Genomic DNA, 16,018 nt, shown 5'->3' with positions numbered 1-16,018 from the left:
CCCGAAAGGCCTATGAACTGCTCCAGAGAAACATCGTAGAATAAACGCCATGAGAAGGCTCTTCCTGGCCGCCGTCCTGGCGCTGACCAGTTCCGCCGCCGCCTTCGCAAACTTGGGGGGAGAGCGCCTGGCCGGTCCCCTGAAATTTGATTTTCCCCGGCTCTATCTGTCCAGAACCATCTCCACCTTAAAGACCTTTCTGGACTCGGCCGAGGCGCAGCGGCTGCTTGACCCGATACGGGGCACTCCCGCCCTGGACTTCGTGGCTCAACTGAAGGTGCGGTGGCCCGACGCGACAAGGGCGGACATGGCCCTCAAGCCGCTGGAGCCTTACCTCAAAGAGGAGTTCATGCTCGAATGCGCCGATCGCCTCGCGGGAACGGAAATCGTGGACGTAAAAATGATCGTGGCCCGATCCATGCTCGAAGCCATTTCCGGGGCCAGAAAAAGGGCGGAGGAGGACGTGGAAGCAAAGACCTTGGAAGTGATGGACAACATCCGCAAGCGCTTCGAGAGACCGGTGCCGTCCTCGGCGCGGGACTTGGAGGAGCTCGAGGAGGCCGTCGAGACTTTGGCGCTTCTCGCTCCGTACGGAAAAGGAATCGAATCCGCCCTGTCTTTCGCCCAGAAGATCGAGAGATCGCTCAAAAAAGGCTCTGCATTGTCGGCCGAGATGAGCCGGACCGCCGCGGCCTTGGGCTCTATGGCGCCCGCGCCGGAGGCCAGCGCCCCCATCGAGCCGGAAAGCCCCAGATCCCGGCGCGAGCCCTTCCCGAAATCCATCGGCCTGGCCGGCCTTCTAAAGCCCCGGGACGCAAGCAAGCCGGAGCGATCTTGGAAGCCCCGGCGGCTGCCGCGCCGCCAGGAATGGAGGAAAGCCGTGGCGGAGGCCCTTGCGCTCATAGGCCCGGAGTATCCCGCGCATGCTCTCGCCCAAGCTCTGCTTGAGGTGAATTTCTTAAAAAACCCCGGGGCGAATACCTTGGGCTACGTCGCCAGCCGGCTCCAGATCACCTTCGCCTCTCCGGAAGAATTCGAAGCGAGCCCCGAGAGAGCCGCGGCCCTAAGCCGCGCCCTTCAAGAACTCCATGGCGCAGCCAGAAGGCAAGCCGCGGATATCGTCGAGGCAAACCAGGGACGGGGAATGATCCCTTCCCAGATCGTGGAGTACGCCGAGGCCGCGGAAAACCTGGTGTTCTACGCGAGCCCTTTTCTGCGCGATGAAAAGGGCGAGAAGGACGCCCTGTTTCGGGATCTGGGCCTGGCCTACCTGGCCTTGACTCCCCAAGCCGAGCGCGCCCGAGAGGGATTGACCGCCAGGCTCGCGGCGCGCAAAGACGATCGGAGCTCCCTATGGGAGGATTTGGAGGAGTTTCTTTCCAGACTTGCCGCTCGCATGTACGAGTCCAACACGCGCTACGCGGAATTCGTCGCCTTGCGAAAAAGCATCCGGAATACCCGCCTCTCTCCCGAAACCGCGGGGGAGCTCGCCAGTCAAACGGAGGATATAGCCGCCATCATCCTCGACAACTACCTTGTCGCCGAGGAAGAGGCGGCCATCCGCAGACTGCGCGATTCTCTCGCCGCGCGCCTCTGGTCCAGGGCGCAAGATCGCCCCCTGCTGCAAGCGCTGGCACGGCATGCCCAGGAAATGATTGTCTTCCTTGAAAGCGACCACGAGTGGCTCAACGGCAAAGAGATGCGGGCCTGGCGGTCCGCCCTGGCGGCGGCGATCAGGATGAGCGAGTCCCCGACACGGCCCGACCGGGGCCGGGGGCAGGTCTGGCTCAAGCGCCTCAAGCCCTTGATCGAGAGCTACCAGGCCCAGCTCAAGGAACGGAAAACCACGGCCGGGCTGCACCTTCCTCCAGAACGGACGGAAGCACGAAAAGAAACATCCCGCCGCCTTCTACTTCTGGCCAAGGCCCTGTCCATTTGATAGCATTCCCATGGTGACAGGGAGCCTGAAGTCGTATTTGGCCGAGATTATCGGCACCTTCGCCTTGGTATTCGTCGGGGCGGGCTCGGTGTGCATGGACGCGGCCACCGGAGGGAAAGTGGGGCTTACCGGAATCGCCTTGGCCCACGGATTGGCGATCACGGCCATGTCCTACGCCTACGCCCCCATCTCCGGAGCCCATTTCAACCCGGCCGTGACCGCGGCCATGCTCATCAACCGGAGAATGGACGCGGTCAAGGGGGTGTTCTATGTCATCTGCCAGCTTCTGGGCGCCTCCCTAGCCGGCCTTTTGCTCGCCTCCTCCCTGCAGGCCTACCCGCATGTGGCCAACACATCCCCTTTCTTGGGAAGCATGGGGCTTGTGGGAATCGGGTTCAAGGGGGGGACCTTGCTCGAGGCGGTGATGACTTTCTTTCTCGTCTCCGTCATTTACGCCACCAGCGTGGACTGCCGGGGATTTTCCGGCACGGCCCCCCTGGCCGCCGGCCTGGCCGTCTCTCTCGGAACCCTCGCGATCGGGCCCCTCACGGGCGCGGCCTTGAACCCGGCCCGGGCCTTCGGGCCGGCGGTGGCGACCGGGCGCTGGGAGAATTGGTTCGTCTATTGGATCGGCCCCCTGGCCGGGGCCGCGGCCGCTTCCCTCCTGCATGAAAATTTTTTTCTTGAATCCACACCAGGAACTAAACCATGATCAAATTGACGACAGCACTCCAGTCTTCTCTCAAAGGCAGCGAACTCCCGACGGCACTTTTTTGTTTTGAGGAGGGCCCCATCGCCGGAGCCAAGCCCGTTCTCCCGGCCCAGCGCAAGGCCGTTCTGGACCAGGCCAAGGCCGACGGCTTCAAAGGGGGACTGGGCGACTGCGCCTCGTTCTCCTCGCCGAACTTTGGAAAGCTCATCTTGGTCGGCCTTGGAAAAAAGGGGGACTACGACGCCGAGGCTTTGCGCCGGGCCGCCGCGGGCCTCTTCCACTACGCCAAGGGGCGCTTTGCCCGCATCGCGGTGTTCCCCGCTGACAATCCTCAAGCCGCGGCCGAGGGCCTGATTTTGGCCTCCTACCGCTTCCTCGAATACAAGAAGGGCGAGGAGGAGAAGCTCTCCGAGGCGGTTTTCATCGCCGCGCAAGCCGCGGAAAAGAACGGCTTCGAGAAGGCTCTCTCCAAGGCCGCGCTCCACGCCGAGGCGGTGTGCCTGGCCAGGGATCTCGTCAACCGCGGGCCCTCGGACAAGACCCCGCAGGCCATGGCGGAAATCGCCAAGTCCCTGGACGGCTCCGGGATCAAGGTCAGCGTCATCTCTCGGGCCAAGGCCCAGGAGCTCGGCATGGGCTCCTTCCTCGGGGTGGCCCGGGGCAGCGCCCATGAGCCGGCCTTCGTCCATCTGGTTTACAAGCCCCAAGGCCCGGCGCGCAAGCGCCTGGGGTTGGTGGGCAAGGGCATCACCTTCGACTCGGGGGGCCTGAGCCTCAAGCCCCCGCAGCACATGGAGACCATGAAGATGGACATGGCCGGGGCCGCCTCGGTCCTCGCCGTCTTCAAGGTTCTGCCGCGCCTCAAGGCCCGCGCCGAGGTGCACGGCTTCTGCGCCTTCACCTACAACATGCCCGGACCCGACGCCATGAAGCCCGGGGACGTGATCAAGGCCATGAACGGGAAAACCATCGAGGTCTTGAACACCGACGCGGAGGGGCGCCTTATCCTGGCCGACGCTTTGGCCTACGCCAGCCGCCAGAAGCTCGACGCCTTGATTGACCTGGCGACCCTCACCGGAGCGGTGGTCACGGCCTTGGGCTCCAAGGTGACGGGAGCCATGACCAACAATCCAGCACTTCTGCGCCAGCTTTTGGCCGCCTCGGCCAAGACCCAGGAGGCCGTCTGTGAGCTGCCCTTGGTCAAGGACTACAAGGACCAGATCAAGAGCTCGATCGCCGACCTCCAGAACATCGGCAAGGCGCGGGGGGAGGCCGGAAGCATCATCGGCGGGCTCTTCCTCCAGGAGTTCGTGGACGGCGCCGCCTGGGTCCATTTGGACATCGCGGGCACCGCGTGGACCGACGCCCCTTCGGCCTACTGCCCGGCGGGCGGGACCGGCTCTATGGTGCGCACCTTAATCGAATACCTCGCGGCCCTGTGAAGCCGGACCCGATCGCGGAGGGAATGCTCCGCATCCTGGCCGAGCTCGGGGAGGACCCGGAGCGCGAGGGGCTCGTAAAAACCCCCCAACGCGTGGCCAAGGCCCTGCGGGAGCTCACCGCCGGCTACCGCGCCGACGTCGATAAGATCATCAACGACGCGCTGTTTACCGAGGCCTACAACGAGATGGTCCTGGTCAAAGACATCACCTTCTTCAGCCTCTGCGAGCACCACCTCCTGCCCTTCTTCGGCAAAGCCCACGTGGCTTACATCCCGGACAAGAAAATCATCGGCCTTTCGAAGCTTCCGAAGATCGTGGACATCTTCGCCCGCCGACTCCAGGTCCAGGAGCGCATGACCAATCAAATCGCCGCGATCCTAAGCCAAAAGCTCAAGCCCTTGGGCGTGGGCGTCGTGATCCAGGCCCGCCACCTCTGCATGGAGATGCGCGGGGCCGAGAGCCTGCTTTCCCCGACGGTCACGAGCTCCATGCTCGGCTGCTTCCAAAAGGACCCCCGCACCCGCGAGGAGTTCCTGAACCTGATCAATTAAAAACGCCAGGCAGAAGGCCTGCTTTTCATCCCCCGCGCTCCGGGACATTCACTTTTCGTTCTTCACAGATGGCAAGCGTTCATTGAATGAAAAAGTTATAGCGCAGCGCTTGCCAAGCTCATCCACGTTCATTGAAGCATGTCCGGACACTTTATCGGCGGCCAATTGGCCGGCATATTCCAGGGTCGTGGATTCTGAGCCGGAGTCGCTGTCATACGCATACACTGCTCGAAATCCTTTCTCATCCGGCAGATTGACCAGGCTGATCATCTCCCCCAAATACTTGACTTCTATTCTCACAAGTTCATGGACATCTTCCACCAACACTACATCGTGCGGCATTGCGAACAACTTGCACTGCTCATTCCCTTCGTCCTTGGACTTCAACTGCCGGGGATGAATAATCAGTGCAATCCTTTTGCCTTCTCTTGTTCGACTATCAACAGCCGGTCCGATCTTAACTTCAGAATATAGTTTCATGGACTTAAAGCGTTGACTTGGGGATTCATGCTGGCAGGCACCACAAAATAAGGTTGCCAACACGATGACATTGACGCAAGGGACTGTTGATAGATAACTGATCAAATTCTTCTCCCGTTTCTCGGATGAACCGTATAGTTGACCGCAACCAATACAAACATCAGCGCGGTTGGCGACTTGGAGCTCGCTAAAACTCCTTGATCATCAGACGCTAGAATAGAAAACCCCTGCATATTAAAATGCAGGGATTTTTCTGTTCTAAACTTGTGTTAAACCGAGGTTCCCACGCGGTCGGCGTGGAAGATCGCAACCCAGACGACGGCGAGAGCCAAAGCGGACCAGATCAGGAGCCCTCCCACCGTGTAGCCAGCCGTCATGTGGTTGGCGGCGAGCATCCCCAGGAGCATGGGCCCGGAGAGATAGGTGTTGGCGCGGGAAGCAAGGTAGGCCCGGCGGCGGATCACCGGCAACTCCTCGGGGGTCGCCTTGCCGGAGAGGATTTTTTTCTGGATGGGCCAGATGATGAACCAGACATTGAACCACATGACGCTTCCAAAAAGCATGCCGAGCATGATCCAAGAGGCGCGGTCGGTCAGCCCCATCTCGTCATGAAACAGCGCGTTTGGCCCGAAGCCCGCGCCCGGCAAATACATATAGATGAGGGAAAAGAGCAGGAGTCCGGTCAGGAAGGTGAGCATGGCGCCCCAACGGAACCACCACAAAGCGCGGGGCATGAGCTTGGGGTTCACGGCTTTTTTCCCCGCGTCGTCCAAGGCCGCCTGGAGGGGGACGTTGACGAAGTTGAAGAAATAAAGATGGCCGATCCAGGTGATCCCGGCGATGACATGCAGCCAGCGCGTCACGAATTGCAGAGTGTCCATAGCGTCCCCCAATGCGGCGATTTATCGAATAATTCGCGGTGAAATACAAATACCAGTTTTAGGGCGGCCGCGTCAACACTGTCATGGGTCGAAGGGCCTATTTCAAACGTAGGACTAGCGAGCATTTTCCATTGACAGCGGGGCTTGAATATCATCAGATTGGTTATCTCGCGAGGATAAAAATGAAAAACCTAATTGCCTGCGCCGGACTGTTCTGCGCTCTATTGACAGGGAACGCCCGGGCCGATGAGTTTAGCGCCGCGCGCCGCACCGGCCAGGACCGCGTTGAGTTCGATTTAAAGCTATGGGTCTATCGAATCGAAACGAGATGCCATTGGGAGACCGAATGCCGCGAGCATTGCTCCTGCCTTCCGGCCCCCCACGGCGGATGCCATTGGCACTGCCATCAATACTGTTATCCCACGAGAGTTTGCCGGGACTACGAGTACCGGGACTACGAGAAGCCGGTGAAGGTCGCGCTCCAATTCCCGGCCGATGCCGCCTTGCGGGAAGGACAGAGCGAGGAGATCAAGCTCACCTACCACCATGGCGCGGGAAATCCCTTCTCCCGCTACGATGCCTACGCCGCGGAGGTAAAGTCCTCCCATTACAGCTATCAGGAACCCCCGGTTCACCGCTTCCAAAACCGGGAAATGCCCGATTCCTACGTGTTCCAACTGGCCAAGGGAGAAGGCAGGCCCGACCCGACCCCGCCGGCTCCGAAACCCGATGAAGAACTGCTCCGCTTCATCCAAGACAACATGGTTTTCCGGGCCTACAACGACAAGGAAAGCGGAAAAGGAATCATGTCCGTCTCCATCAAGCCGGAGGTCTTGGACAAGAAAATGATCTCCGACATCCAGTACGAGGCCCAGAGGATTCCCGCCGGCAGCTCCATGGCTTTCGGCATGGTCAAAGGCAAGAGGGATCTCGCCAATCTGCCGCGCAACGTCTTATTGATACCGCTCTACCAGGAATTAAACGAACAGAACTCGTACCTGGTGAAACTGAAGGTGCGCCATGATTTCAAGAAGCCGGAGTACCAGTGGAGCGAGGAGTTCGCTTTGACCCTGCCCTTCTCCAAAGAACCGGCCTTGACGCAAGGCCTCAATCCCGCTAAAATGAGGGCTCTGCAGTCCTTAGCGGGCGTAGTTCAATGGTAGAATAGAAGCTTCCCAAGCTTCGGACGTGGGTTCGATTCCCATCGCCCGCTCCAGATTTCACACCCGATTCTCGTCGACAAATCGGCGAACTTCAGCGTCACGCAATACCTCCCAAAGGGCCCAAAAAAGAGCCTAAAAACGGCTCCGAGGTCCGAATACTCAAATAGGTTTTTCGATTAAAGGCTCCTACAGGGTTCTTCTGCGCCTTGAAACGGGAGCCCGGACCTGTTAAAATGAGCGTAGCAGGTTTCTGTACACAATTGTACGAATCATGACTGCACTCAATATTCAGAAAAAGCTGGCCCAAAAGGGCCTCCGTCTCTTCACGACCGCCGACTTCCGGCGGACGCTCGGGCTATCTTTGCCCACCGCTTATAAGACGCTCGAGCGCTGCAGCAGGCAGGGCGCCGTCGTCCGCCTCAGAAACGGACTCTATTGCCTGCCCTGGAGCAAGCCGGGGGCTATGGCGATCGCCAACGCCCTCTATCGCCCGTCCTACATCTCCTACGAGAGCGCCTTGGCGCATTACCACCTGATCCCCGAGACGGTCTATGCCGTGACCTCCGCCACCACGCGCCGCACCAAGGAGATCGAGACCGACGACTTCGGCTACGTGTACCATTCCATCAAGAAGGAGGCTTTCACCGGCTACCGTCCCTGCAAAGTCGGCGACGAGCTGGTGCTGATGGCCGAGCCCGAGAAAGCGCTGTGCGACTACCTGTTCCTAGTGTTCCTTAAGAAACGGGCTCTCAACGAGCGCATCGCCTGGAAAAAGGTGGACCGCAAGAAGCTTCTCCAGCATGCGCGCCTATTCAAGCCTAAGACCTTCCTCTCCTGGGTGGGCCATGCTATCGGCAGATGAGATCAAGCAGCTCGCGGTAAAATTCCACACGACCGATGAAAATGTCGCGCGCGAGTACGCGCAGAACGTATTCCTCTCCCATCTGTACGCGGACCCAGCCTCGGACGGCCTTATGTTCAAGGGCGGGACCTCCCTGCGAATCGTCTACCAGAGCCCGCGCTTCTCCGAGGACCTCGACTTCACCGCGGCCATGCCGTTTCACAAGACGCAAGCCGTGATCGAGCGGACGGCCGAGCGCGTCGCCCAGGAGATCTCAGGCCTGGCGCTCGTCGAGTCCAAGCCCACGAGCGGCGGCTACTTCGGCATCGTGCGCGGCCCCATGGGACCGTGGGAGATCGAGATCCTCCTGCAGGCCTCCACGCGCCAGAAGCCCCTTAAGGGAGAGCTCTCCGTGGTTACGTCGGGCCTCGTGCCGAACTACAACGTCTACGGCCTGCCGGAGAAATTGCTCGTTGACGAGAAGGTCGACGCACTTCTCTCGCGCGCCAAGCCACGGGACTTCTACGACCTCTACTTCATCCTGCGCAAGCCGATGGGGGAAAGGAAGTCGATCGCGGCGCGGCGCAAGCAGGTCTTAGAAAGGCTTGAGGCGGTCGACAAGAAGTTCCTCTACAACGAACTCAAGGCTTTCCTGCCTAAGAGCCATTGGGCTATCATCCAACAGCTCCCCAATCAGCTCAAGAAGGAGCTCGGGCGTTTATGAGCGCATAGGCCCAAGCGCTACGGCGTTTTTGCTAGACTAGCTGCCGTCAATGCGAAATTTCCTGCTCGGGGCGGCGCTGCTGTTTACCCTGAGCCCTCGCGCCGACGCCTCCGCCGACGAACTCGTCGCCCAAGGCAACGCTTTCTATTTTCAAGGCCAGCAGCCCAAGGCCCTGGACCGCTACGGCAAGGCGCTCGAGGAAAGCTCGACCACAGTGAAGGCCTGGCTCAACGGGGGCGTGGTCCTAGAAGAGCTGGGCAACCCCAAGAAAGCCGCGGAGTGGTTCCGCCGGGCCGCGAGGATATCCGCCGAGGAGCCCGAAGTCCTCACCGCCATGGGCTGGGCCCGCTGGCGGGCCGGGGACTTCGAGGGGGCCTCCGCCGCGCTTTACGAGGCCGCGCGGCGCGACCCCGAGGCGGCTTACGCGTGGCTGGGACTAGCGCGAGCCGAGCTCGACTTGGGGCTCCCGAAGAAAGCCCTGGAGGCTCTCGACAAGGCCCAGGCCGCCGCACCCCTTCTCAACCTCGTCTCCTATTACCAGGGTCAGGCCTCCGAGAAGATGGGGAACACCGCCAAGGCCTCCGAGGCCTACCGCCGCGCGGTGCTGGCGGACTCCTATTTCGTTGAGGGCCGCGATCCCCTGGCCCGGGCCTATTTCAAGCAAAAGGACTACAACCAAGCCTGGCGCCAACTCTCGAAGATTCTGGACGCCGAGCCCCTGAGTCGGCGCTTTACGGCCTGGCTCAAAAAAGTCCGCCCGCGCTTGACGCGCCGCCCCGCCGATATTCTCACTCCCTCCGGCCTGCACCGCCCCGAGCCCTACATCGTGGACTCGGACTCGGGGGGCGCGAGCGTTCCCAAGCTCAGAATCAACATCGGCAGCACCGCGTTGGGCAAGCCCAGGCCTCGGCAGTTCCTTAAATTCGAGGCCACGACGAGCTTCTTGGTCGTGGACGCCTCGTCGGGCAAAAAACTTCTGAAGGGCGAGACCGGGGAGGCCTGGCAGGCGCGGATCAGGCGCGGCAAGAAAGGCGCGCTCCTAGCGCTCCATGATTCCTCGGGACGCTCCATGCTCCAAAGGCGCCAAGCCGTCGTGGTCAGGCCCCAGAGCCCCAAGGGCCTGATTGCGGTGGATGGCAAGCTCCTGCGCGGTGTCGTCGAGATATCTCCGTTCAAGGGGAGGCTTAGAATCGTCAACGCCCTCGATCTCGAGAACTACACCCACGGGGTGGTGGCGGCCGAAATGCCCATCGGATCGCCGCTCGAGGCCCTGAAGGCCCAGGCCGTGATCGCCAGAAGCCACGCCCTTTTCATCCAAAAAATCTCCCGGCGCCACCGCCGGGAGGGCTACGACCTCTGCGACGACCAGCATTGCCAGGTCTACGCCGGGGTGCGCGCCGAGAGCCAGCGCTCCCGCGAGGTCGTGGAGGCCACCCGCGGGCGCATCGCGGTTTTCAACGGCAAGGTCGCCCATGTCATTTATTCCTCCAACTGCGGGGGGCACACCCAGAACGGAAGCGACCTCACGGGCTGGGGAGACGTTTCGTACTGGTCCTCCATCCCGGACGGCCAGGGGCTGCCTGCAACCGTGGATTCTCCGTGGGAGCTTAGACGATGGCTTTTGGGCTGGCCCGCCGCCTTCTGCAAGCCCTCCAATTACGCACACCCGTCCCATTTCCGCTGGACCCGGATCATCCCCTTCAAGGATCTTGAGGAGAAGATAGCCCGGCGCTACAAGACCGGCAAGCTTCTCTCCCTGCGGGTCCTGCGCCGCTCCGCATCGGGAAACGTCAACGCCATCCTGATCCAAGGCTCCCAGCGCAAGGTCAAGATAGATTCCGAGATGCAGATACGCAATCTCCTCGGCATCGGCTCCTTGAGAAGCACGCTCTTCATCGTGGACGCAGAGTACAAAAAGGGAGCCGCCAGGCCCGAGACCTTGGTTTTCCACGGCGGGGGCTGGGGACACGCGGTAGGGCTGTGCCAATCCGGGGCCATGGGACGGGCCGAGGCGGGACAAAGCTATGAGGAAATCATCAAGGCGTATTTCAAGGGCGTTGAGCTCGGGCAAATGGATTATTAGCCTCTGCTGTCTGGCCGCCGCCTGCCGCGGGACCATCCCCGAGCTCCACGAGCCGCCCAGCCGCAACGTCGGGGGCTTCCTGGTCGGGCTCAAGATATCAACGGAGCTCTCCGGGGAGGCCTCTTCCGGCAAATTCATCCTCAATCTGGAAAGCGGCTCCGAAATCTACCGGCTCGCCTTGGAGCCGGGGCAGTCCTATCTTTACCAGGTGGAGCCTGGGATTTACCGCCTCGCCCCCGAGCGCTCGCTCTTCGGAGGCCGGCGAACGCTCATGAGCATCTCGGCCCAAGGCCAGGAATACCAGCTTCCGTTTCCTAGGGAGCTTGACCGCCATGAATCCCTCTCCGTGGAGCCCGGGGACATCTTAGTGCTTGGGCGGGTCGAGGTTTCCGTCGCCGAGGCCCAGGCCGGGAGGGAGGCCTTGGTCCGCATTCGCTTGAACCAGAGCGTGGCCGCACGTCGCGACCTGGTTCAAGCCATGATCCGCAAGATCATGGACCCAAGCCAGCCCCTGCCCGCGCGGGAAAGCGCCCTGTCCTGGGTCCAGGCCTTGGAAAAGAACCTGCGCCGGCTTTTCGGCGAGAAAGAGAAGGGGCCGGCCCTGGCTCCCTGATGCGCCTCGTCATAGACCTGGGCGGGACTTGGCTCAGGATCGCGGTTCACTCTCCAGGGAGCAGACCTCGGCGCATGCGGCTTCCCGCCGTGCCGTGGAACGAACTCCCCGCCGCATTGAGGCAGGTCAAGCATGTGGGAAAATGGGGAAAACTCGATTCCATCACCGTGGGCGGAACCGGTCTTGGCAAGGCCTCGGCCCGCAGGCAGCTCGCGGCGGGACTTCATTCGCTGGCAAGGACCACACGAGTTATTCCGGATTTCGAACTGGCCTTCGAGCAGGCTTTCGGGGAAAAGCCCGGGATCGTGGTCGTCGCGGGAACCGGCTCGGTGGCGTTCGGCAGGAACGCCGAGGGCCGTTCGGCCAGAGCCGGAGGGTTCGGCCCCATACTCGGAGACGAGGGCTCGGGCTTTTGGATCGCAAGCCAAGCGCTGGAGAGCCCCAAGCTCAAGGCTCTCCTTGCCAAAGCTGCCGCGGCGCGGGCCCGCCGCGGCAGGCGCCAGACGGCGGGGCTCGCCCGGCGCGTGCTGGCCTTGGCCGCAAAAAATCCTGAGGCGCGGGCCCTGCGGCGCAGGGCCGCCGAAGAACTCGCCGCGCTCGCGCGCGCCTTGGCGTCAAGGCTGCGCCTTAGCGCTCCCGTTCCCATCGCGCTCCACGGAGGCCTTTTCCGGGACGCAGGCCTGCGCCGGGATTTCCTCTCAGCCTTGAAAAAGATAAAATATCGGGCATGCGGATCGCTTTAGGCGCCGACCACGGCGGCTACGAACTCAAGAAGCGGCTCGAGGGAATCCTTCCCAAGGAGGGACACGCAATCTTGAACCTCGGGGTGGACGGGCCCGAGCCCGCCGATTATCCCGACTACGCCAAGGCGGTGGCCTTGGCCGTGGTCTCCGGCAAGGCCGAGCGCGGCATCATGATTTGCGGAAGCGGGGTAGGCGCCTGTGTCGCGGCCAACAAGGTGCGCGGCGCGCGGGCCGGCCTCTGCCATGACACCTTCTCGGCGCGCCAGGGCGTGGAGGACGACGATGTCAACATCCTTTGCCTGGGCGCGCGGGTGATCGGCCCGGAACTTGCGCTTGAAATCGTGAGGGTCTGGCTCAAGGCCAGGTTCTCCAACGCGGAGCGCCACGTCCGCCGCCGCGACAAAGTCATCGCCTTAGAACGACTGGTGTCAGACTTTTAACTTTTGCAACTTTTTGAACTTTTATAGTCCTAATAAGTTGTATAAGTTGCAAAAGTTAAAAGTCTGACACCAACACACAGATATGAATCCTTTACGGGAATTGGGGCGCTTCGGGGTGAGCGTCTGGTACGACAATATCAGCCGGGGGCTGCTTGTTTCTGGAGAACTCGCGCGCAAGGCGGAGCTTTGGGGCCTCAAGGGCGTCACCTCCAATCCGACGATTTTCGAGAAGGCCATCGGCTCCTCCAACGACTACGACCCTGCCATCCAGGAAATGACCCGCGGGACGCGCTCGCCCCAGGAGATGTTCGAGACCATGGCCGTGGAGGACATCCGCGCGGCCGCCGACCTGTTCAAGCCGGTCTACGAGGAGAGCGAGGGACAAGACGGCTACGTCAGCATCGAGCTTGCTCCCCATTTGGCGCGGCAGGCCGAGGCCAGCCACAAGGAAGCCCTGCGCCTGCACCGCCTGGTGGGCCGCCCCAACGTCATGATCAAGATCCCAGGCACCGAGGAAGGGCTTCTCGCCGTAGAGAAAGCCATCGCCGACGGGGTGCCGGTGAACATCACCTTGCTTTTCTCCCAGGAGCGCTACGCCAAGACCCTCGCGGCCTATCTGCGCGGGCTCGAGAAGAGGCTTGCGCAGAAGAAAGACCTATCCAAAGTCGCCTCTGTGGCGAGTTTTTTCGTCAGCCGCATCGACACCGCCGCGGACAAGCGGCTTGCAGCACTGGGGACCCCCGAGGCACGGGCTCTCTCGGGCAAGGCCGCCATCGCCAACGCCAAACTCGCCTACCAGATCTACAAGCGCCAAATCGCATCCGAACGCTTCGCCGTCTTGAAGCGAGCCGGCGCCCAGGTCCAGCGCCTCCTCTGGGCCTCCACGGGAACCAAGAATCCCAATTACCGGGACGTCCTCTACGTCGAGGAGCTCATCGGGGCGGACACCGTCAACACCATGCCCCCGGCCACCTTGGAGGCGTTCTACGACCATGGCGCCTGCCGCCCCAGTCTCGAGGAAGACCCGCTCGAGGCCCGGGAGCAATGGGAGGGGCTCGGCAAGCTCGGGGTGGATATGGCCCAGATCTGCCGAGATCTCGAGGAGGAGGGCCTCAAGGCCTTCTCGAAATCCTTCGAAACCTTGATGGGCCAGATCTCGGCCAAGCGGGAGCTCCTTAAGGCAGAGGTCCAGGCGGAGGGTGCTGGCCTCGACAGCCTGGCCAAGGCCCAGTTCTCAAGCCGCCTCTGGCAAAAGGATCCCACGCTTTGGAAAACGGACAAGGCCCATCAGAAGGCAATTCGGAACTCCTTGGGCTGGCTCACCTTGCCAGACAGCATGTCGGGGGCCCTAGGTCCCATCCGCAATTGCGCCGCCGAGATCGTCAAGGAGGGATTCGAGACCGCGGTGGTCCTGGGAATGGGGGGGTCGAGCCTGGTCTGCGAAGTTTTCAGGACCGCTTTTCCCCGGGGAAAAGGATTTCCGAAGCTGGAGATACTGGACTCCACGCACCCCAAGGCCGTGGCGGGGCTTGAGTCGCGGCTCAACCTCAAGCGCGCGCTCTTCGTGATCTCGAGCAAGTCCGGCTCCACCATCGAGCCCGGCTGTCTGCTCGACTATTTCTACGACCGGGTCTCCAAGCTTTCCGGAGACAGGGCCGGCCGCCAATTCATGGCGATCACGGACCCGGGCACCTCCCTTGAGAATCTCGCCGTCAAGCTGCGCTTTCGCAAGACCTGCCTCAATCCCCCGGATGTGGGGGGAAGATTCTCCGCCCTTTCTTATTTCGGGCTGGTGCCGGCGGCCCTCATGGGCATCGACATTGAAAGGCTCCTCGGCCGGGCCCGAGATTTGGCCAAGAAGCTCTCTCCCGCCAAGGCCACCGAGGAAAATCTCGCCCTAAGGCTGGGAGCGGCTTTGGCGGCCCACGCCGCCAAGGGGCAGGACAAGCTCACTTTGTGCCTGCCCCCCGGCCTCGAGCCTTTCGGCCTGTGGCTGGAGCAACTGATCGCGGAGTCCACCGGCAAGGAGGGCCAGGGAATCGTGCCGGTGGTGGGCGAAGCCCCGGCTAAGAACGACTCCTACGGCGGCGACCGCCTCTTCGTCCACGTGAGCCTCGACGCGGCGGCCGGGGACCTACCCCTTCAAGGGAAAATGCTCGCCCTGGAGAAAGCGGGAAGACCGGTCCTCACCCTCAAAATGGCCGACGTCTACGATTTGGGCGCGCAGTTCCTCCTTTGGGAAATCGCCACGGCCGCGGCGGGGCATTTGATGGGGGTCAATCCTTTCGACCAACCCGATGTGCAGTCCGCAAAGGACCAGACCCGGAAACTTTTAAGCTCCCTGAAAAAGGGGGCTCTGCCCAAGGAGAGCCCGACTTGGCGCTGGGGCGGGGTTTCGGCGTGGGCGGACGCGCCCCTGGCCGAGGCGTGGACGGATTCGTCCCCTCCCCTATCCGAGGTCCTCGCCAAGCACTTGGGCCGCCTGAACTCCGGGGATTACGCGGCTCTTCTCTCCTTCCTCGATCCCGAATCCCAACGCCGGAGTCTGGAGGGGCTGCGCGCTCAAATCAGCGCTCTCACCTCGGCCCCGGTCTGCCTCGAGCATGGCCCCCGTTATCTGCATTCCACGGGCCAACTCCATAAAGGGGGACCCTCCAAGGGCGTGTTTATCATGATTTGCGAAGCTAGGCCAGCGGCCCTGGAAATTCCCGGCCGTCCCTATCACTTCGGGACCTTGATCAGCGCCCAGGCTCGGGGCGACTTCGAAGCCCTGAAGAAAGCCGGTCGCCGCGTCCTGCTCCTGGCGCTCGAGTCCATCGCGGCGGGGGACCTCTCCAGCGTCGCCAACGCCTTGAAAATTAAAACGAGGCCGACTTGACGATCAAGGAGCGGGCCCGGCGCGTCAAGGTCTTCCTGCTCGACATCGACGGAGTGCTCACCGACGGCCTCATCTACCACTTCGTGGACACCTCCGGGAATCTGGTGGAGCTCAAGGGGGTCAACGCCCAGGACAGCATCGCTCTCGGCTGGCTCGCCCAATGCGGGATCAAGACCGGGGTCATCAGCGGGCGAAATTCCCGGGGCATGGAGGAACGCCTGAAGCTCGTCAAGGTCTCCTACATCCATCAAGGCCGCCTCGACAAGCTGAATGTTTTTGATCAAATCCTGAAGGAGGCCGGGGTCAAGGCCGAGGAAGTCCTCTACATGGGGGATGATTGGCCCGACATCCCGGTCTTGGAGCGCGCGGGCCTGGCCGTGGCCGTGCCCAACGCCAGGCCCGAGGTCAAGGCCAAGGCCCACTGGGTCACCCGCAGCCGAGGGGGAGAGGCCGCGGTCAGGGAGGCCGCGGAGCTGGTTTTGCGCGCCCAAGGCTTGGTTGACAGGGTTGGAGGATTGCGCTAGAATC

Annotated in this window: 15 protein-coding genes and 1 tRNA gene; 14 read left to right on the top strand and 2 right to left on the bottom strand. The window is 62.0% G+C overall.

Features of this window, described 5'->3' with window-relative positions; translation table 11 throughout:
- Nucleotides 1–49: 49 nt before the first annotated feature.
- From HY921_09870 to folE, 4 genes are read left to right on the top strand one after another with little or no spacing between them, the layout of a single operon-like run.
- Nucleotides 50–1,939: a hypothetical protein gene (locus HY921_09870; protein ID MBI5631175.1), complete on the top strand. Its 1,890-nt coding sequence runs from the start codon at nucleotides 50–52 to the stop codon at nucleotides 1,937–1,939.
- Between the two features lie 25 nt (nucleotides 1,940–1,964).
- Nucleotides 1,965–2,651 carry an aquaporin gene (locus tag HY921_09865; GenBank protein ID MBI5631174.1) on the top strand — a complete coding sequence of 229 codons (687 nt, stop codon included), beginning with the start codon at nucleotides 1,965–1,967 and terminating at the stop codon, nucleotides 2,649–2,651.
- Nucleotides 2,648–4,093, top strand: a complete 1,446-nt coding sequence (locus HY921_09860; GenBank protein ID MBI5631173.1) for a leucyl aminopeptidase — start codon at nucleotides 2,648–2,650, stop codon at nucleotides 4,091–4,093. The genes HY921_09865 and HY921_09860 overlap by 4 nt, the downstream gene beginning before the upstream one ends.
- A 23-nt stretch (nucleotides 4,094–4,116) precedes the next feature.
- Nucleotides 4,117–4,644 (top strand): GTP cyclohydrolase I FolE, encoded by a 528-nt coding sequence (gene folE, locus HY921_09855; GenBank protein ID MBI5631172.1) that lies wholly within the window; start codon nucleotides 4,117–4,119, stop codon nucleotides 4,642–4,644.
- A gap of 48 nt (nucleotides 4,645–4,692) precedes the next feature.
- Here folE and HY921_09850 read toward each other — a convergent pair whose 3' ends face one another.
- On the bottom strand, nucleotides 4,693–5,229 hold the full coding sequence (locus HY921_09850) for a hypothetical protein (GenBank protein ID MBI5631171.1): 537 nt from the start codon (nucleotides 5,227–5,229) through the stop codon (nucleotides 4,693–4,695).
- 164 nt (nucleotides 5,230–5,393) lie between these two features.
- Complete coding sequence (locus HY921_09845) at nucleotides 5,394–6,005, bottom strand: urate hydroxylase PuuD (GenBank protein ID MBI5631170.1); 612 nt, start codon at nucleotides 6,003–6,005, stop codon at nucleotides 5,394–5,396.
- A gap of 182 nt (nucleotides 6,006–6,187) precedes the next feature.
- Between HY921_09845 and HY921_09840 the strand changes: the two genes are divergently transcribed.
- From HY921_09840 to HY921_09795, 10 genes are all read left to right on the top strand, one after another.
- Complete coding sequence (locus HY921_09840; GenBank protein ID MBI5631169.1) at nucleotides 6,188–7,168, top strand: hypothetical protein; 981 nt, start codon at nucleotides 6,188–6,190, stop codon at nucleotides 7,166–7,168.
- Nucleotides 7,148–7,221: transfer RNA gene (locus HY921_09835), tRNA-Gly, on the top strand. The genes HY921_09840 and HY921_09835 overlap by 21 nt, the downstream gene beginning before the upstream one ends.
- A gap of 218 nt (nucleotides 7,222–7,439) precedes the next feature.
- Nucleotides 7,440–8,030, top strand: coding sequence for a type IV toxin-antitoxin system AbiEi family antitoxin domain-containing protein (locus HY921_09830; protein MBI5631168.1), 591 nt, complete (start codon nucleotides 7,440–7,442; stop codon nucleotides 8,028–8,030).
- Nucleotides 8,014–8,733, top strand: a complete 720-nt coding sequence (locus HY921_09825; protein MBI5631167.1) for a nucleotidyl transferase AbiEii/AbiGii toxin family protein — start codon at nucleotides 8,014–8,016, stop codon at nucleotides 8,731–8,733. The genes HY921_09830 and HY921_09825 overlap by 17 nt, the downstream gene beginning before the upstream one ends.
- A 49-nt stretch (nucleotides 8,734–8,782) precedes the next feature.
- A complete protein-coding gene (locus HY921_09820) occupies nucleotides 8,783–10,816 on the top strand; it encodes a SpoIID/LytB domain-containing protein (GenBank protein MBI5631166.1) in 2,034 nt (677 codons plus the stop codon).
- Nucleotides 10,791–11,429: a hypothetical protein gene (locus HY921_09815; GenBank protein MBI5631165.1), complete on the top strand. Its 639-nt coding sequence runs from the start codon at nucleotides 10,791–10,793 to the stop codon at nucleotides 11,427–11,429. The genes HY921_09820 and HY921_09815 overlap by 26 nt, the downstream gene beginning before the upstream one ends.
- Nucleotides 11,429–12,172, top strand: coding sequence for a hypothetical protein (locus HY921_09810; protein MBI5631164.1), 744 nt, complete (start codon nucleotides 11,429–11,431; stop codon nucleotides 12,170–12,172). Before HY921_09815 ends, HY921_09810 begins: the two co-directional genes overlap by 1 nt.
- Nucleotides 12,157–12,612: a ribose 5-phosphate isomerase B gene (gene rpiB, locus HY921_09805; protein MBI5631163.1), complete on the top strand. Its 456-nt coding sequence runs from the start codon at nucleotides 12,157–12,159 to the stop codon at nucleotides 12,610–12,612. Before HY921_09810 ends, rpiB begins: the two co-directional genes overlap by 16 nt.
- Before the next feature lie 82 nt (nucleotides 12,613–12,694).
- Nucleotides 12,695–15,490: a bifunctional transaldolase/phosoglucose isomerase gene (locus tag HY921_09800; GenBank protein MBI5631162.1), complete on the top strand. Its 2,796-nt coding sequence runs from the start codon at nucleotides 12,695–12,697 to the stop codon at nucleotides 15,488–15,490.
- Nucleotides 15,487–16,014, top strand: coding sequence for an HAD hydrolase family protein (locus HY921_09795; GenBank protein MBI5631161.1), 528 nt, complete (start codon nucleotides 15,487–15,489; stop codon nucleotides 16,012–16,014). The genes HY921_09800 and HY921_09795 overlap by 4 nt, the downstream gene beginning before the upstream one ends.
- Nucleotides 16,015–16,018 lie beyond the last annotated feature (4 nt).

Source organism: Elusimicrobiota bacterium (assembly GCA_016218575.1).
Classification (GTDB): domain Bacteria; phylum Elusimicrobiota; class Elusimicrobia; order UBA1565; family UBA9628; genus JACRDN01.
The sequence above is the reverse complement of the archived record's forward strand: the minus strand, read 5'-3'. Positions and strand labels throughout refer to the sequence as shown.

Bases quoted from the DNA above. Each gene is read 5' to 3' on its own strand.
- HY921_09870 (MBI5631175.1), top strand. From the start codon at position 50: ATGAGAAGGCTCTTCCTGGCCGCCGTCCTGGCGCTGACCAGTTCCGCC.
- rpiB (MBI5631163.1), top strand. From the start codon at position 12,157: ATGCGGATCGCTTTAGGCGCCGACCACGGCGGCTACGAACTCAAGAAG.
- HY921_09860 (MBI5631173.1), top strand. From the start codon at position 2,648: ATGATCAAATTGACGACAGCACTCCAGTCTTCTCTCAAAGGCAGCGAA.
- HY921_09810 (MBI5631164.1), top strand. From the start codon at position 11,429: ATGCGCCTCGTCATAGACCTGGGCGGGACTTGGCTCAGGATCGCGGTT.
- HY921_09800 (MBI5631162.1), top strand. From the start codon at position 12,695: ATGAATCCTTTACGGGAATTGGGGCGCTTCGGGGTGAGCGTCTGGTAC.
- HY921_09820 (MBI5631166.1), top strand. From the start codon at position 8,783: ATGCGAAATTTCCTGCTCGGGGCGGCGCTGCTGTTTACCCTGAGCCCT.
- HY921_09825 (MBI5631167.1), top strand. From the start codon at position 8,014: ATGCTATCGGCAGATGAGATCAAGCAGCTCGCGGTAAAATTCCACACG.
- HY921_09830 (MBI5631168.1), top strand. From the start codon at position 7,440: ATGACTGCACTCAATATTCAGAAAAAGCTGGCCCAAAAGGGCCTCCGT.
- folE (MBI5631172.1), top strand. From the start codon at position 4,117: ATGCTCCGCATCCTGGCCGAGCTCGGGGAGGACCCGGAGCGCGAGGGG.
- HY921_09845 (MBI5631170.1), bottom strand. From the start codon at position 6,005: ATGGACACTCTGCAATTCGTGACGCGCTGGCTGCATGTCATCGCCGGG.
- HY921_09840 (MBI5631169.1), top strand. From the start codon at position 6,188: ATGAAAAACCTAATTGCCTGCGCCGGACTGTTCTGCGCTCTATTGACA.